This is a genomic window from Pandoraea sp. NPDC090278, assembly GCF_044772185.1.
Lineage (GTDB): Bacteria > Pseudomonadota > Gammaproteobacteria > Burkholderiales > Burkholderiaceae > Pandoraea.
This window is the reverse complement of sequence record NZ_JBIVYJ010000005.1, coordinates 345,337-361,998: the sequence shown is the minus strand read 5'-3', so window position 1 is coordinate 361,998 and position 16,662 is coordinate 345,337. Positions and strand designations below refer to the sequence as shown.

Below are 16,662 nucleotides of genomic sequence, written 5' to 3'. Positions count from 1 at the left end.
TGACAAAAGTGACAGGAGACGCCATGGAGACAACACCTTCCCCGCTGCGGCGGCAACTCATGCTCGGTGCCGCATCGGCGCTGGTCACCGGTGGTCTGGCCAGCCCGTGGGGCGGCGCATTCGCGCAAACCGGCCCACTCAAGATTTCCCATCAATTCCCCGGCGGCACGTTGACCGAAGGCGATTTTCGCGACCGTTTGTGCCGCAAGTTCGCTCAGGAAGTCGAGAAGCGCACCAACGGTGCACTCAAGTTCCAGATCTATCCGGGCAGCTCGCTCATGAAGACCAACGCGCAGTTCTCGGCGTTGCGTCGCGGGGCGCTCGACCTCTCGCTCTATCCGCTGCCGTACGCGGGCGGCGAAGTCCGGGAGCTGAACATCGGATTGATGCCGGGTCTTGTGACTTCGTATGCGCAGGGCAACGCCTGGCGTAACGGCGAGATCGGCAAGGTGCTGACCGACGTGCTCGCCGCGAAAGACATCGTGATCGTGAGTTGGGTCTGGCAGGCAGGCGGTGTGGCCAGCCGGTCCAAGCCGCTCGTTGCACCTGAGGACGCCAAGGGCTTGAAGGTGCGCGGCGGCAGCCGCGAGATGGACATGATGCTCAAGGAAGCTGGGGCTGCGGTCATCTCACTGCCGTCGAACGAGCTATACGCGGCCATGCAGACCGGTGCGATGGATGCGGCGATGACGTCCTCCACCAGTCTGATGTCGTTCCGTCTCGAAGAAGTCTCGAAGCATCTGACCACCGGTCGCAACAAGTCGTACTGGTTCATGCTGGAACCGCTGCTCATGTCGAAGCAGGTCTTCGACAAGCTGCCGAAGGATCAGCAACAGGTCATTCTGCAAGTCGGGGCCGATCTGGAAGCGTTCGGCACGGAAGCGGCGAAGGCCGACGATGCGCAGATCGCGAGCGTCTATACGAAGGCCGGTGCGAAGGTCTATGACCTCGACGAGGCGACCGTGATGAAGTGGCGCGACATTGCCCGGCGCACCGCGTGGAAGGATTACGCGAGCAAGTCGGATACGTGCGCGAAGCTGCTCGCGCTGGCCGAGAAGGTGCCTGCATGAGCGGGGCCGTCGCGAGCGCGGAACCGGCAGTCGCCCGTTCGCGCGCGTTGCGACGGCTCGACGCCCTCTTGCAGGGCGTGAGCCGCCTGCTCATGGTCGTGTGCATGTTCGCGCTCGTGGGGGCCGCGCTGGTGCTCAGCTACAGCGTGTTCGCGCGCCACGTGCTCAAACTCGCCACCGACTGGCAGGACGAGGCCGCCGTGTTCCTGCTGGTCGGCGCGACCTTCGTGTCGGCTGCGCACGTCCAGCATCTGCGCGGGCACATCGGCATCGAAGCGATTACAACACTGCTCTCCCCGCGCGTGAATCGTGTGCGACGCTGGTTCGTCGACATCCTGACGTTCCTGTTCTGCACGTTCTTCGCGTGGAAGTCATGGACGCTCTTCTGGGAAGCCTACGTCGACGGCCAGACCAGCAGCTCGACATGGGGGCCGCCGCTGGCGATTCCCTACGGCCTGATGGCATTCGGCATGACGTTGCTCACTGTCCAACTGCTGCTGCAAGTGGCTATCGGGGCGTGTGAGATGAGAGGCAACACGCAGCACGGCACGGGAGGGCACGCATGAGCGAGCTCACGATCGGATTGCTCTATGGCGGCGCAACGCTCGTCGTCATGTTTTCGGGGATGCCCATTGCGTTTGCACTGGGGGCTGTCGCCGTGGCGTTCATGTTCGGCTTCATGCCAGCGTCATCGCTCGATACGGTGACGCAGAACGTCTACGAGGAGATGGCGAGCATCACGCTGCTGTCGATTCCGTTGTTCATTCTGAAAGGCGCGGCTATCGGCAAGTCGCGCGCGGGACAGGATCTCTACCTCGCGCTGCACGCGTGGATGCGACGCATCCCGGGCGGGCTCGGCATCGCCAACGTCTTCGCCTGCGGGTTGTTTGCGGCGATGGCCGGGTCGAGTCCGGCGACGTGTTCCGCCATCGGCAGCGCCGGGATTCCGGAGATGCGTCAGCGCGGTTACTCGCCGGGGTTTGCTGCGGGCATCATCGCGGCGGGCGGTACGCTGGGGATCTTGCTGCCGCCGTCGATTACGATGATTCTCTATGCCGTGGCCGCCGAGCAGTCGCTGGGGCGTCTGTTCCTTGCGGGCATCGTGCCTGCGCTGCTGCTCGTGGGGCTGTTCTCGTGCTACGCGGCATGGCGCTATCGAAAGGAATACGCCAACGCGCAGCTGGCGCTGGCACGTGACGGCACGCCGTCGCCGTTCCCCAGCGAGCCGCCCGCCACGATGCGCGAGAAGCTGGCGCTGCTGCCACGTGTGCTGCCGTTCGTCACGTTGCTCATCGGTGTGATGGCGGCGCTCTACGGCGGGTACGCAACGCCGTCGGAGACGGCCGGGCTGGGCGGGCTGCTGGCGCTCGCGCTCATCGCCGTGATCTACCGAATGTGGAAGCCGCGTCAACTCGCACCGATTCTCACGGGGACGTTGCGCGAGTCGACCATGCTCATGTTCATCATCGGCATGTCGCTGCTCTACTCGTATGTGATGAGCTATCTGCACATCAGCCAGTCGGCTGCGCAATGGATCGTCGGGCTGCAACTGTCGCGTTGGGTGCTGCTCGCCGCCATTCTGGTGATGGTGGTCGTGCTGGGCTTCTTTCTGCCACCGGTGAGCATCATCCTGATGACCGCGCCGATCATTCTGCCGCCGCTGCGCGCAGCCGGTTTCGATCTCGTGTGGTTCGGGGTGGTCATGACGATTGTCATGGAACTGGGATTGATTCACCCGCCGGTCGGACTCAATATCTTTGTGATCAAGAACACCGCGCCCGATATCGCCCTGCGCGACATCGTCTGGGGTGTGATGCCTTTTGTCGTGTTGATGGTGGTGGCTGTCGTGCTCATTTGTCTGATGCCCGGTCTGTCGTTGTGGCTGCCGGACCGGCTGATGGGATGACGTGATATCGCGTGATATCGCGTGATGTCGCGTGAGTTGGCGGTCGCCGAACCGAGCCCTGTGCCTTGAGAGGAAACCATGAAGGATGAGCCGATCATGTCCGCAATGTCTGTGCCTGTAGCGCTGAATTCGTCGATGGCGGCGTCGCCCTCGTCATCCGCGCCCGGTCGCGGTGCGTCGGAGAGCGTGCCGGACGTAAGCGCACCGGTGCCGTCGCCCAAGCCGACGCTCGGGGAGCGGCTCGGACAGTGGTTCGGACGCGGCAAGTCCGGCGGGCAGGGCGGTGCGCCAAAAGACGGAAAGGACGGCAAGGGCGACGGCAAGATCGTCGCCGCACCGCTATCGGCGCGGGCGGAGAACGCGTTGCGCCGACAACTGGCGCAGTGCTTTTCGGCACGTCTGACGGATTCTTCCGCCAACGAAGCTGCGCGTGAGTTCATGGCGCGCTACGGTGCGGCGTCTGCCGAAGAACAACTGACGTTGCTCACCGTCGTGGCCGACATCTGCGCGAGCGATGGCGAAGTAGGGGGCGACGGCAAGGGCGGGGTTAAGGACAGTGGCAAGGACGCCAGCAAAGACGCCGCGAAGGACGCCCGTCGCGCCGCCAGCACGGCGACCGGTCTCGCCGGGGCGTTGGGGAGCGCGCGCGTGCGGTTCCTCAAGCGCTTCAACGCGCTGCCGGACGGTCTCCCGTTCCTCGTCAACTGGCGCGCCGACATGCTGCGTCATCGCGCGGCGCTGCCCGGACTGGCGGCGCTCGAAGAAGATCTGGGCAGCCTGTTCTCGACCTGGTTCGATGTCGGTCTGCTGGAACTGCACCCGATCACGTGGGATTCGCCCGCGTCGCTGCTCGAAAAGCTCATGCGCTACGAGGCGGTGCACGAGATTTCGTCGTGGGCCGATTTGCGCAACAGGCTCGATTCCGACCGCCGCTGCTACGCGTTCTTCCATCCCCGTATGTCGCGCGAGCCGTTGATCTTCGTCGAAGTGGCATTCGTGCCGGAGATGGCGGCCGACGTCCATTCGCTGCTCGACGAAAAGGCGCCGCTCGAAGACCTGCGGCGCGTGCGGTGGGCCATCTTCTACTCGATCTCGAACACGCAGCCGGGCCTGCGCGGGGTGAGCTTCGGCAACTTCCTGCTCAAGCGCGTGATCGACGAGTTGCACGTCGACTTCCCGAAGCTGCGCAACTTCGCAACGCTCTCGCCGATCCCCGGCTTCAACGACTGGCTGCGACAACTGTCGACGCAAGCACTCGCCGAGGCCCTCGGGCCGAAGCGTGTGAAGTTGCTTGCGCAGGAACCGTCGCTGGCGACGCAAGCGTCTGGGGCGCAGATGATGGCGTGGTTGCAGGCGTCCCCCGATCGCAAGAGCGGGCAGGCGTTGCAGCGTGCGCTGGGCGAAGTGCTGGCGGCGCATTACCTCGCCCGCGAGAACGTGCGCGGACAGCCGCGAGACCCCGTGGCGCGATTCCATCTCGGCAATGGCGCGCGCGTGGAGCGTATCAACTGGCATGCCGATCTCTCGAAGAAAGGCGCGAAGCAGTCGTGCGGGATGATGGTGAATTATCTCTACGAGCCCGATGAACTCGATGCGAACCTGCAACGGCTCATCGACGGCGAGCCTGCGCTGGGGCGCGCGGTGTCGCGTCTTCTTTAACGTTTGCGTAACGACGGATAACCTCATGGAGTCACGTGTGAGCGAAGTAGTGGGCGAAGTACTGCGCGACGACAGTCTGCTCGACGAAGGATTGGTGACGCTCACGCTCTCCAATCCCACCAAACTCAACGCCATCTCGGTGGCGATGTGGCGCGCGCTGCGCACGCATGTTCAGGTGCTCGACGAGGACTCGCGTGTGCGCGCCATCGTCGTTCGCGGCGCACAGGGTAACTTTGCTGCCGGGGCGGATATCGAGGAGTTTCCGGTCGAGCGCGGCAGCTATGACACGTTGCGTCGCTATCACGGCGAGATCATCGGGCCGACGCTCGATGCGCTGGCACGTTGCCGTCACCCGAGCGTCGCGTTGATCGAGGGCGTCTGTGTGGGCGGCGGGATGGAGATCGCCACGCACTGCGATTTGCGCATTGCGGGGGAGGGGGCGCGATTCGGCGTGCCCATCAACAAACTCGGCTTTCCGATGGCCCCGGGCGAGTTGCGCGGCGTGCTGGCGCTGGCCGGTCGTGCGGCGACGCTCGAAATCCTGCTCGAAGGGAGAGTGTTCGGCGCGAGTGAGGCGCGCGAGAAAGGCCTGCTGACCCGCGTGGTCGACGACGAATCGGTCGAGGAGGCAGGCTACACTTGCGCACGTCGCATCGCGGCCGGTGCGTCGCTCGCCGCGCAGTTGAACAAGTGGCTGATCGCCCGGCTCGCGCCGCCCGTGCCGTCGCTGTCCGAGGCAGAGTGGCAGCGGGCCTTCTCCTACTGGGACTCTCACGATCACCGCGAAGGCGTGGCCGCATTTCTCGAGAAGCGGCCGCCCGATTTCCGAGGGCGTTGAGCGTCCTGTGTGCCGCTTGCGCTTCGCCTTCTCTATGCAATGTTTATCGACGCATTTCCCGTTCTGATTGATATCCGGTTCTGTTTATGACGCAAGACGCCAACCTCTATCGACTCTTTGCCGAACGCTTTCCTGCGGACAAATCGGCGTGCGCCATCGAGACCCCCGAAGGGCTTTACTACAGTTGGGGCGATCTTGAGCACGCCAGCGCACGCATCGCGAACCTGCTTGCGAGTCTGGATCTGACGCCGGGCGCCCGCGTTGCCGTGCAGGTCGAGAAGTCGCCTGAAGCGCTGTTGCTGTATCTCGCCACGCTGCGCGCCGGGTACGTCTATCTGCCGCTCAATACGGCATATCGCGAAGGTGAGATCGCCTACTTCGTCGAGAATGCCGAGCCGGATGTGGTGGTGTGCAGTCCGTCGAACTTTGGCTGGGTCTCGAAGATTGCCTTCACGAACGGCGCGAAACACGTCTTCACGCTGGGCGACGACCGCACCGGCTCGCTGCTTGAGCGCGCCGCGTGGTTTGGCGACACGTTCGAGACGGTACCGCGCGCCCCCGACGATCTTGCCGCCATCCTCTACACCTCGGGGACCACGGGGCGCAGCAAGGGCGCGATGCTCTCGCACGGCAATCTTGCGAGCAACACGCGGGTGCTGCATACGTTCTGGGGCTGGGGGGAACGCGAAGGGGGCGACGTTCTGTTGCACGCGTTGCCGATCTTCCACGTGCACGGATTGTTCGTCGCGAGTCATGCGGCGCTCTATTCGGGCAGCAAGATGATCTGGCTGTCGAAGTTCGACGCGCGCGAAGTGCTGCATCAACTGCCGAGGGCCACCGTGTTCATGGGCGTGCCGACGTATTACGTGCGTCTGCTCGCCGAACCCGGACTGAATCGCGACGTGTGTCGCCATATGCGTCTGTTTATCTCGGGCTCGGCACCGCTGCTGCGCGAGACGTTCGATGCGTTCAGCGAACGCACGGGGCACACGATTCTTGAGCGTTATGGCATGTCGGAGACGGTCATGCTTGTCTCGAATCCGTATCACGGCGACGCGGCGAAGGTGCGCCGTGCAGGCACCGTCGGCGTGCCGCTGCCGGACGTGACCGTGCGCGTGGTCGGCGACGACGGCCAGCCGAGTGCGCAGGGCGACATCGGACATATTCAGGTGAAGGGGCCGAACGTCTTCGCAGGCTACTGGCGCATGCCGGAGAAGACGGCCGAGGAATTTACCGATGACGGCTTCTTCAAGACTGGCGACGTGGGTAAGTTCGATGAGGATGGCTACGTGCACATCGTCGGCCGCTCGAAGGATCTCATCATCTCCGGCGGATACAACGTCTATCCGAAGGAGATCGAGGGTTTCATCGACGAGATGGACGGGGTGGCCGAGTCGGCCGTGATCGGCGTGCCGCATCCGGATTTCGGCGAAGCGGTCGTGGCGGTGATCGTGCCGCGCGCCGGGGCGCAGGCACCCGACGAGCGCGCTGTGATCGAGGCGCTCAAGCAGCGCATTGCCAACTTCAAGGTGCCTAAGCGCGTGCATGTCGTCGCGGAGTTGCCGCGCAATACGATGGGCAAGGTGCAGAAGAATCTGCTGCGCGACCGCTTCAAGTGAGACGTCTGCGACACGCTGTCGCATGAGGCAAGAGGTGTGAGACGGCCGCGCGCAAGCGAAGGATGAGGTGCGGCAATGTGACGCGCTGTTCTCGCGGTGTGACGCCTATAACGAACGCATAGGTCGTAAAAAATGCCGCCTCTGATCTTCAGAGGCGGCATTGTTTTTTGCGCTGTCCGCAGGTCTGCGGGACGACGCTCTTACTTCATCTGAACCGTGCCCGAGACCGTGACGGTCACTTGCGTCTTGCCACCTTCGAGTTGCATCGGCGGAGCGGCGTCGGCGCTGGCGCTCATGGCCATCGCCTTCATCGCGTACGGGCGCGGCATCATCGGCGCGTTCGAGCCGACCTGCACCTGACGGATCGTGTAGCCGCTGTAACCGAACGCCTTCACGTTGTTCTGCGCCTGATTGCGGAACGCCTGAATCGCTTGATTCGTCAGCTCGGCCTGCGTCTTCTCCTGCGCTTCACGCGAGAGCGAGAACGACACGCCGTCCATCTGCATCTGGTCCGAAATCTGGCTCGCGAGACGCGACGCCGCGCCGAAATCCTTCGACGTCATTTGCAGTTCGGTACGGCCGCGCCAAGCCGTGATCTTGCCGTCGCGGTTGGTCGTCGGATACAGCGAGACGTTGCCGGTTTGCACGTCGACACCGCTCTGGCTCTTGGCGACGGACATCGCCTTGTTGGCCTTCTGCGTGAGGTTGCGCGACACCGTGGCCGCGTCGGGACCTTGCTCCTGTGCGGACATGGTGATGTGCACGGTGTCCTGTTCGACTTCCTTCGTGGCGTTCGCTTCGAGACCCAGCACGCCGGAGACCTGACGCGTCGATTCGTCGCCCGACTGGGCATACGCGGCGTTGGCGGCAGTCGCAATCAGAAGAGCAGCAGCGAGAGATTTGCGCATAGTTGTTGTCCTTTTTCGAATGTGAGTTCGCATCTTGGCGGCGAACGTTTGACCGGTTGATGCCACTGTGCCAGCGAGTGGGTGCACACTATGCACATGGCGACAACGTTATACAGACGCTATCGCAACAATTTTGGTTCCGCTTTTTGGATACTTTTCCCAAATTAAGCTCTAAGTAAGTGCTTGCTAATGAATTTCCAATGTTCAGGTGACACCGGGGTGATCGAAAGACGATTGCCGCGCGCGAGCACGAGCATGCCGTCGAGTTCGGGCGTCTCACGCATTTCCGTGAGTGGCACGAGCCGTGTCTTGCGATCGAGTTTGACGTCGACAAGTAGCCAGCGCGGTGCATCGGGCTGTGATTTGGGATCGAAGTAGGGACTCTTTGGGTCGAATTGCGTGGGATCGGGATACGCTTTCGAGGCGACGGTGGCGAGTCCGGCAATGCCGGGTACTGCACAGCTCGAATGGTAGAAGAGCACGCCGTCGCCCACTTGCATGTCGTCGCGCATGAAGTTGCGCGCCTGATAGTTGCGAACGCCGGTCCATGGAAGGGTCTGCTGCCGGGCGTTGGCGAGGTCGTCGATGCTCGCCTCTTCGGGTTCGGACTTCATCAACCAGTAGCGTTGGGTCATGAGGTGTCGGTGAAATTGAGCTAATTCCTATACTATGCTTTTGTGACCTTTGCGTGACGTTTCATGTACATGTTCAACCGCCTATGCCGATAGGAGCGTGAGTCATGGCAGCAGAGCCGTCTGTTCGTAGCAACGCGTTCATCTTCTATTCCCTCGCCACGGTGTCGTTCATCGAGACCAGTGTCCCCGAGTTTGTCTCCACGCTCAACCAGATGTATGGCGACGATGACGAGATGCGCACATGGCTTCAAGATACCTGGCTACCTGAGGAAGTCGAGCACGGGCGACTCGCCAAAGACTATATCGCCCGTGTGTGGCCGGAGTTCGACTGGCCTCAGGCTTACGAGGCGTTTCTCGCGCGCTACAAGCCACGTTGCGACGTGCAGTACATGCGCCCGTCGCTGGCGCTCGAAGCGTTGTCACGGTGCGTCACAGAGACGCAGACCGCCATGATCTACCGCTGCCTCGAATCGTATATGCCGGTCGAGGAGCTCAAGCAGATGATGCATAAGCTGAGCAGCGAGGAAGTCGGCCACTACCGCTATTTCCGCAAGACCTTCGACCGATACAACGCGGTGGAGCAGCACGGGGTCATCAGCCGGTTGCGCACGATGGTGGCGCGCAGCGAACTCGTGCGCGACGAAGACATCGCGTTTGCCTTCGAGCCGCTCAACCGCTTCTGGCGCACGCCGCCGCCGTTCGAGACGATGACATGGGATGCCTTCCTTGAGATGTCTGGCGACGTCATGAAGCAGTACATGCCGGTGGAGGCGGCGACGCGCATGATGTTCAAGCCGCTGGAGACCGGATCGTGGTGGCGCGACCGTCCGGTCAAGGCGCTGATGGCGTTCATGGTCAGGCGCCAATACCCGCAGTTGGGGAGTGAGGCCTGAGGTCGGAAGCGCACTGGCGCGCTGTGCATCGTTTGATCCGGTTGTCCTATCGTTTTCACGGGACGAAAAAAAACCCCGCCGAGGCGGGGTTTTTTCGTTGCCGGTAGAGCGTATTACTTGCTCGTGCCGACGACTTCGACTTCCACGCGACGATCCGGTGCGAGGCAAGCCTTGAGCTTGGCGTTAACCGGGCCCTTGCAATCGGTCGTAACCGGGTTGCGCTTGCCCTTGCCTTCCGTGTACACGCGGTTAGCTTCGACGCCCTTGCTGACCAGGTAAGCCTTCACAGCTTGAGCGCGGCGCAGCGACAGACGGTCGTTGTACTTGTCCGAACCGATGCGGTCCGTGTAGCCCGTAGCAACCACGACTTCCAGGTTCAGAGCCTGAACCTTGCCAGCCAGGTCGTCCAGCTTCTGCTTGCCGGCCGGCTTCAGGATAGCCTTGTCGAAGTCGAACAGTGCGTCAGCTTGGTACGTGACCTTTTGCGAAACCGGAGCGACCGGAGCGACCGGGGTCGGTGCCGGAGCTGCGACTTGAGCGATGATCGAACCGTCGCACTTGGCGTTGGCCGTAGCCGGGGTCCAATACGCATCGCGCCAGCACAGTTCGTCCGAGCCGTTCTTCCAAACCCACTCGCCGCTGCCGTTCACCCAGTTGTCGTTCACGGCTTGCTTCGAGGCCGCGATCGGGCCCGGAGCCGTCTGGACGTAGTTTTGGGCCATTGCGGAAGCAGCCATCACTGCGGTAGCTGCAACGATCGCGAGCTTAGCGAATTTATTCATATTTCTCCTCTCGAAATGAGATTACCGCAGGTTTACTGCGAGCCTAGACGACAGAACCAAAGTCTTACATCGCTCGAAGTATAACATCGGCAAATGCGCGAAAGCATGGCCCATGCACTTCGAATAATGTCTAACTTATGCCACGGCATTTTGCCATAGCGATTCGGACGCTCGCGAGAAAAACCCCAGCTTTGCCGCCCGTCGTGGCGCAGTTGTGGTTTGAGCGCAACACCTTTTGAGGCCCCTCGCCAACCGTTTCATTTCTTTCCCTTGTTTGACGTTTTGGCGTGCCAGACGTCTCTTGTGCATCGCATCACGCTCGTTTCGGATGCCTATGGCGGGCATGTTAGAATCGCACGATCATATCGCCGGCAGCCGCCTATCGCGATTAGGGCTTGATAGACACGGATAATGGATCAGTTCGCCAAAGAAACTCTCCCGATTTCGCTCGAAGAAGAAATGCGGCGGTCGTACCTCGATTACGCCATGAGCGTAATCGTCGGCCGCGCTTTGCCGGATGTGCGTGACGGCCTGAAGCCAGTTCACCGCCGCGCGTTGTTCGCCATGCATGAACTGAACAACGACTGGAACCGCGCTTACAAGAAGTCCGCGCGTATCGTCGGTGACGTCATCGGTAAGTACCACCCGCACGGCGACGCCTCCGTATACGACACCATCGTTCGCATGGCGCAGCCATTCTCGCTGCGCTACATGCTGGTCGACGGCCAGGGTAACTTCGGTTCGGTCGACGGCGACAACGCCGCCGCCATGCGATACACCGAAGTTCGTATGGCCAAGATCGGCCACGAGCTGCTCGCCGACATCGACAAGGAAACCGTCGACTTCGGACCGAACTACGACGGTAGCGAAAAGGAGCCGCTGATCCTGCCTGCGCGTATCCCGAACCTGCTGCTCAACGGTTCGTCGGGCATCGCCGTGGGTATGGCCACCAACATCCCGCCGCACAACCTCAACGAAGTCGTCGAGGGTTGCCTATATGTATTGAAGAACCCGGAAGCGACCATCGACGAGCTGATCGAGATCATTCCGGCGCCGGACTTCCCGACCGCCGGCATCATCTATGGCATCTCGGGCGTGCGCGAAGGTTATCGCACCGGCCGTGGCCGTGTGGTGATGCGCGCGAAGACGCACTTCGAAGACATCGATCGCGGCCAGCGCGTGGCGATCATCGTCGACGAACTGCCGTACCAGGTTAACAAGCGCTCACTGCTCGAGCGGATTGCCGAACTCGTCAACGAAAAGCGTCTGGAAGGTATTTCCGACATTCGCGACGAGTCCGACAAGAGCGGTATGCGTGTCGTGATCGAACTCAAGCGCGGCGAGGTGCCCGAGGTTGTCCTGAACAACCTGTATAAGCACACGCAGTTGCAAGACACGTTCGGCATGAACATGGTGGCGCTGGTCGACGGCCAGCCCAAGCTGCTCAATCTGCGCGAAATGCTGGTTCACTTCCTGGCGCACCGCCGCGAAGTGATTACTCGCCGCACCGTCTATGAGCTGCGTCGTGCCCGTGAGCGCGGCCACGTGCTCGAAGGTCTGGCAGTCGCACTCGCTAACATCGATGACTTCATCGCGATCATCAAGGCAGCGCCGACGCCGCCGATCGCGAAGGCGGCGTTGATGGAGAAGTCGTGGGATTCGTCGGTCGTGCGTGAGATGCTGGCGCGCGCCGAGACCGAAACGCAGGGCGGCCTGGCGGCCTACCGTCCGGAAGGCCTCGACGTTGCCGTGGGTGTGCAGCCGGACGGGCTGTACCGCTTGTCGGAAACGCAGGCGCAGGAAATTCTGCAGATGCGTCTGCAACGCCTGACCGGTCTGGAACAGGACAAGATCGTTTCCGAGTACAAGGAAGTGATGGCGCAAATCGCCGACCTGCTCGACATTCTGGCCAGCCCGCCGCGTGTGACGGCCATCATCAGCGAAGAGCTGACGGCCGTGCGCGCCGAGTTCGGCGACGCCCGCCGCTCGACCATCGAACACAACGCGACCGAACTCGATACCGAAGACCTCATCACGCCGCAGGACATGGTCGTGACGCTGTCGCATTCGGGTTACATCAAGTCGATGCCGCTGTCCGAGTACCGTGCGCAGAAGCGTGGCGGTCGCGGCAAGCAAGCGGCAGCCACGAAGGACGACGACTGGATCGACACGCTGTTCATTGCGAACACGCACGACACGATCCTGTGCTTCTCGAACCGTGGCCGGGTCTACTGGATCAAGGTTTACGAGGTGCCGCAGGGTTCGCGGAACTCGCGTGGCCGTCCGATCGTCAATATGTTCCCGTTGCAGGATGGCGAGAAGATCAACGTGGTGCTGCCGGTCAAGGAGTACACCGAAGATCGCTTCGTGTTCATGGCAACGAGCTTGGGCACGGTCAAGAAGACGCCGCTTGCGGCCTTCAGTCGTCCGCTCAAGAAGGGCATCATCGCGGTGAATCTCGACGACGGCGATGTGCTGATCGGCGCGGCGATCACCGACGGCGCCCACGACGTCATGCTGTTCTCCGACGCAGGCAAGGCTGTGCGCTTCGACGAGAACGACGTGCGTCCGATGGGTCGCGAGGCGCGTGGCGTTCGTGGGATGCAACTCGAAGACGGTCAGACCGTGATTGCGCTGCTGGTCGCCGAGAACGAGCAGCAGTCGGTGCTGACAGCCACCGTGAACGGTTACGGCAAGCGCACGTCGATCACGGAATATACCCGCCACGGCCGTGGCACTAAGGGTATGATTGCGATCCAGACGAGCGAGCGCAACGGCCGGGTGGTTGCGGCGACGCTGGTCGATCCGGATGACGAGATCATGCTGATCACGACCGGCGGGGTGCTGATCCGCACGCGCGTCTCTGAGATTCGCGAAATGGGTCGCGCCACGCAAGGGGTGACGCTGATCAGCCTGGACGAAGGTACGACGCTCTCGGGTCTGCAACGCATCGTTGAGTCCGACGCGGAAGTTCCTGAAAATGGCGACGCGCAAGGCGACGATGAGACGCCGGAAGCGGATGTCACGGAGTAATACCGGCGTAACTCGATGTAATCTAGGGGTGCATTGCCCCGAAAAGTCAGTAGAATCTGGCCCGATGCAGTGAAGTGCCCAGGCGAGGATGCATCTATTTATCGTCAGCGAAGGCCGACGAACTTTGGAGTGACTATTACTATGCAACACAACGTCAAGAAGTGGATGTGGCTGCTGCTCGCAGCACCGGCAATGGCAATGGCTCAGCAGAGCGCTCCGCTTGACGCGGACAAGAAGGCAGCCATCAAGGATCTGCTGGATGCCATCGACTCGAACAAGCTCGTCAGCGCTATCGGCGAAGGTGCACAAGGCCAGGCCAAGCAACTGGCCCCGCAAGTGCTCGAGCGCCAACTGGTCGAGAACAAGACGTTGACCGACGCGCAGAAGCAGGCCATCGTGCCGACGCTGCAACAAAACTCGGTGCAAAAGCTGGTCGAAGCCGCAGGCAAGGTCTTCACGACCGACGGCTTCAAGAACGACGCCGTGCAAGCGCAGTACAACGCTTACGGCAAGTTCTACACCACCGACGAAATCAAGGGTCTGACCGCTTTCTACAAGAGCCCGGTCGGCCAGAAGTACATCAAGGTGCAGGATCAGGTTGGCCAGGAAGTCGTTGGCGGTCTGATGCAGAAGTACATGCCGCAATCGATCGACGCGACCAGCAAGCTGGCTGACGCCGAAATCGCTGCGGCTGCCAAGTCGGCACCGAAGGCTCCGGCCAAGAAGTAAATTTCGGTCAGTCCCCTCGGGGATTACCGGATAATGGCCGTTTGCGAGAGATCGCAAACGGCCATTTTGCGTTGGAGGATTCAATGCCGTCAGCCACGCAGACGTCTGATCGGATTATTCCGAGAGGCGGTCGGCTGGCGTCTGAATTGGGACAGGTGCCCGCACCTAATGGCTAACTGGCGGTATAGTGAGTCTTTGCCGCAGCCGCTAAACGAGTCAAGACGTGAAACGCAAGCCGCACGGGTCGAATTCCGCCGGCTTGCGTTTCACTTTTACTGCAGCAAATCCAATATGACGCGCGCTTTCAATTTTTCCGCCGGCCCGGCTGCATTGCCGGCCGAGGTCCTCACCCAGGCGGCCGAGGAGATGCTCGACTGGCACGGTGCCGGTATGGGCGTGATGGAGATGAGCCATCGCGGTCGCGAGTTCATGAGCATCCTGGCGCAGGCGCAAGCCGATCTGCGCGAACTGCTGGCCGTCCCGGACAACTATCGCATTCTGTTCATGCAGGGCGGCGCGCTTGCCGAGAACGCCATCATCCCGATGAATTTGCTGGGCGGTGCGCGTGCCAATGAGCGCCGCACGGCCGATTACGTGGTGACCGGTTCATGGTCCGTCAAATCGGAGAAGGAAGCGCGCAAGTATTGCGACGTCAACATTGCCGTGAGTACCGAGGCCGAGAAGTTCACCCGCTTGCCGAAAGTCGACGAGTGGAAGCTTTCGAAGGATCCGGCGTACGTGCACATTTGCACGAATGAGACCATTCACGGCGTCGAGTATTTCTGGACGCCCGATCTGGCGGCTGCCGGTCTGCCGGACGTGCCGCTGGTTGCCGACGTTTCCTCACACATTCTTTCGCGTCCGATGGACGTGTCGAAGTTTGGTGTGATGTATGGCGGTGCACAGAAGAATATCGGTCCGTCGGGTCTGACGGTCGTCATCGTTCGTGACGATCTGCTGGGCCGCGCGTTGCCGTTCACGCCGAGCGCGTTCGACTGGAAGATCGTGGCCGAGAACGATTCGATGTTCAACACGCCCCCGACTTACGCCATCTATATCGCGGGCCTGGTGTTCCAGTGGCTCAAGCGTCAGGGCGGTCTGGTGGCAATGGAAGCGGCGAACAAGGCGAAGGCCGATCTGCTGTACGGGTATCTCGACGGCAGCGGCTTCTATCGCACGTCGGTCGCGCCGGATTGCCGCTCGCGTATGAATGTGCCGTTCTTCCTGAACGACGACGCACTGAACGAAACTTTCCTGGCCGGCGCTCGCGAGCGCGGCCTGCTGCAACTCAAGGGCCACAAGTCCGTGGGAGGCATGCGCGCCTCGATCTACAACGCAATGCCGCTCGCCGGCGTCGAGGCACTGGTCGACTACCTGCGCGAATTCGAGCGCAGCCACGGCTGACGAGGGCACATCGCCAGTGCGACGCGTGTTCCTCAACTTGATTGGGAACGTCGCGCTGGGAGTTGCCTGACCATGTCACATAGCAAGAAGACAATACGCTCCATGGAAGACGATCTGAACGCATCGCTGCGCCCTTTGCGCGAGAAAATCGATGCCATCGACGCGCAGCTGCTCAAGCTGTTGAATCAACGTGCGGCCGTCGCCCTGGAAGTGGGTGAGGTCAAAAAGCGTTTCGGCGCGGCCGTGTTCCGGCCCGAGCGCGAACTGCAGGTGATTTCGCGCCTGCAACAAGCTAACGACGGCCCGCTCTATGGCGACAATCTCGCGTCTATCTGGCGCGAAATCATGTCAGCCAGCCGCGCGCTGGAAAAGGTGATGACCGTGGCCTATCTCGGCCCGGCGGGAACCTACAGTGAGCAAGCGGCTTTGTCCTATTTCGGCCAGAGCGTGAAGGGCCTGCCGTGCCCGTCGCTCGACGAAGTGTTCCGCGCTGTCGAGGCGGGCAGTGCCGATTTCGGTGTCGTCCCCGTCGAGAACTCGACCGAAGGCGTCGTGTCGCGCACGCTGGACCTGTTGCTGCAAAGCCCGCTGACTATCGGTGGCGAAGTGGCGCTGCCGATTCATCACAACCTGATGTCGCGTACCGGCACGCTCGACGGCGTGACGCGTATCTGCTCGCACGCGCAATCGCTGGCGCAATGCCAGCATTGGCTCACGGCGCACTTCCCGCAGCTTGAGCGTCAGGCGGTGTCGAGCAATGCCGAAGCCGCCCGCATGGCCGCAGCCGATCCGTCCATCGCAGCGATTGCCGGGGAGTCGGCGGCGACGCAGTACGGACTGCAAATCGCTTTCTCGCACGTGCAGGACGATCCGCATAATCGCACGCGCTTCGTTGTCGTCGGTACGCAGGATCCTGCACCGAGCGGTCGCGATCAGACGTCGCTGATTCTCTCCGTGCCGAACCGCGCCGGCGCAGTGGTGGCGTTGCTCGAACCGCTGGCGAACAACGGCGTGTCGATGACGCGTTTCGAATCGCGTCCGGCGAAGAGTGGCACGTGGGAGTATTACTTCTACGTCGACTTCGAGGGACATCGCGACGATGAGAACGTCGCAAAGGCGCTCGAGGCGCTTCGTCAGAATGCAGCCTACTGCAAGGTGCTCGGGTCGTACCCGCGTTCCGCGTGAA

14 protein-coding genes are annotated in these 16,662 nt (G+C 61.9%); 11 read left to right on the top strand and 3 right to left on the bottom strand.

Translation table 11 applies throughout. From position 1 onward, the window contains the following. Positions 1–23 precede the first annotated feature (23 nt). The 6 genes from dctP to ACIQWO_RS19410 all read left to right on the top strand — a co-directional run bounded on the left by dctP (position 24) and on the right by ACIQWO_RS19410 (position 7,092). On the top strand, positions 24–1,070 hold the full coding sequence (gene dctP, locus ACIQWO_RS19435; protein ID WP_150577699.1) for a TRAP transporter substrate-binding protein DctP: 1,047 nt from the start codon (positions 24–26) through the stop codon (positions 1,068–1,070). Then, positions 1,067–1,636 (top strand): TRAP transporter small permease, encoded by a 570-nt coding sequence (locus tag ACIQWO_RS19430; RefSeq protein ID WP_402827661.1) that lies wholly within the window; start codon positions 1,067–1,069, stop codon positions 1,634–1,636. The genes dctP and ACIQWO_RS19430 overlap by 4 nt, the downstream gene beginning before the upstream one ends. Continuing rightward, the gene (locus ACIQWO_RS19425) at positions 1,633–2,976 is read left to right on the top strand and encodes a TRAP transporter large permease (protein ID WP_150577701.1); all 1,344 of its coding nucleotides are present in this window, start codon (positions 1,633–1,635) and stop codon (positions 2,974–2,976) included. The genes ACIQWO_RS19430 and ACIQWO_RS19425 overlap by 4 nt, the downstream gene beginning before the upstream one ends. A 135-nt stretch (positions 2,977–3,111) precedes the next feature. Further along, positions 3,112–4,635: a malonyl-CoA decarboxylase domain-containing protein gene (locus tag ACIQWO_RS19420; protein ID WP_402828236.1), complete on the top strand. Its 1,524-nt coding sequence runs from the start codon at positions 3,112–3,114 to the stop codon at positions 4,633–4,635. Positions 4,636–4,672: 37 nt separating this feature from the next. Beyond that, positions 4,673–5,473 (top strand): enoyl-CoA hydratase/isomerase family protein, encoded by an 801-nt coding sequence (locus ACIQWO_RS19415; protein ID WP_402827657.1) that lies wholly within the window; start codon positions 4,673–4,675, stop codon positions 5,471–5,473. Positions 5,474–5,559: 86 nt separating this feature from the next. Beyond that, positions 5,560–7,092, top strand: a complete 1,533-nt coding sequence (locus ACIQWO_RS19410; RefSeq protein ID WP_402827654.1) for a malonyl-CoA synthase — start codon at positions 5,560–5,562, stop codon at positions 7,090–7,092. 200 nt (positions 7,093–7,292) lie between these two features. On the opposite strand, the gene ACIQWO_RS19405 is transcribed toward ACIQWO_RS19410, so the two are convergent. Next, positions 7,293–8,000: an SIMPL domain-containing protein gene (locus tag ACIQWO_RS19405; protein ID WP_402827651.1), complete on the bottom strand. Its 708-nt coding sequence runs from the start codon at positions 7,998–8,000 to the stop codon at positions 7,293–7,295. Positions 8,001–8,164: 164 nt separating this feature from the next. Then, positions 8,165–8,635, bottom strand: a complete 471-nt coding sequence (locus tag ACIQWO_RS19400) for an EVE domain-containing protein (protein ID WP_150810434.1) — start codon at positions 8,633–8,635, stop codon at positions 8,165–8,167. Between the two features lie 104 nt (positions 8,636–8,739). Here ACIQWO_RS19400 and ACIQWO_RS19395 point away from each other — a divergent pair, with 104 nt between their 5' ends. Next, positions 8,740–9,528 (top strand): hypothetical protein, encoded by a 789-nt coding sequence (locus ACIQWO_RS19395; protein ID WP_402827647.1) that lies wholly within the window; start codon positions 8,740–8,742, stop codon positions 9,526–9,528. Positions 9,529–9,641: 113 nt separating this feature from the next. Here the strand turns inward: ACIQWO_RS19395 and ompA are convergent, their stop codons facing one another. Next, a complete protein-coding gene (ompA, locus tag ACIQWO_RS19390) occupies positions 9,642–10,310 on the bottom strand; it encodes an outer membrane protein OmpA (RefSeq protein WP_402827644.1) in 669 nt (222 codons plus the stop codon). A gap of 411 nt (positions 10,311–10,721) precedes the next feature. Between ompA and gyrA the strand changes: the two genes are divergently transcribed. The 4 genes from gyrA (at position 10,722) to pheA (ending at position 16,661) form a co-directional block, all read left to right on the top strand. Beyond that, positions 10,722–13,343, top strand: a complete 2,622-nt coding sequence (gene gyrA, locus ACIQWO_RS19385) for a DNA gyrase subunit A (RefSeq protein WP_402827641.1) — start codon at positions 10,722–10,724, stop codon at positions 13,341–13,343. A 141-nt stretch (positions 13,344–13,484) separates the two neighbouring features. Continuing rightward, positions 13,485–14,072, top strand: coding sequence for a DUF2059 domain-containing protein (locus ACIQWO_RS19380; protein ID WP_402827638.1), 588 nt, complete (start codon positions 13,485–13,487; stop codon positions 14,070–14,072). A gap of 291 nt (positions 14,073–14,363) precedes the next feature. Beyond that, on the top strand, positions 14,364–15,476 hold the full coding sequence (gene serC, locus ACIQWO_RS19375; protein WP_402827635.1) for a 3-phosphoserine/phosphohydroxythreonine transaminase: 1,113 nt from the start codon (positions 14,364–14,366) through the stop codon (positions 15,474–15,476). A gap of 102 nt (positions 15,477–15,578) precedes the next feature. Beyond that, positions 15,579–16,661, top strand: coding sequence for a prephenate dehydratase (pheA, locus tag ACIQWO_RS19370; protein ID WP_150738722.1), 1,083 nt, complete (start codon positions 15,579–15,581; stop codon positions 16,659–16,661). Position 16,662: the final 1 nt, after the last annotated feature.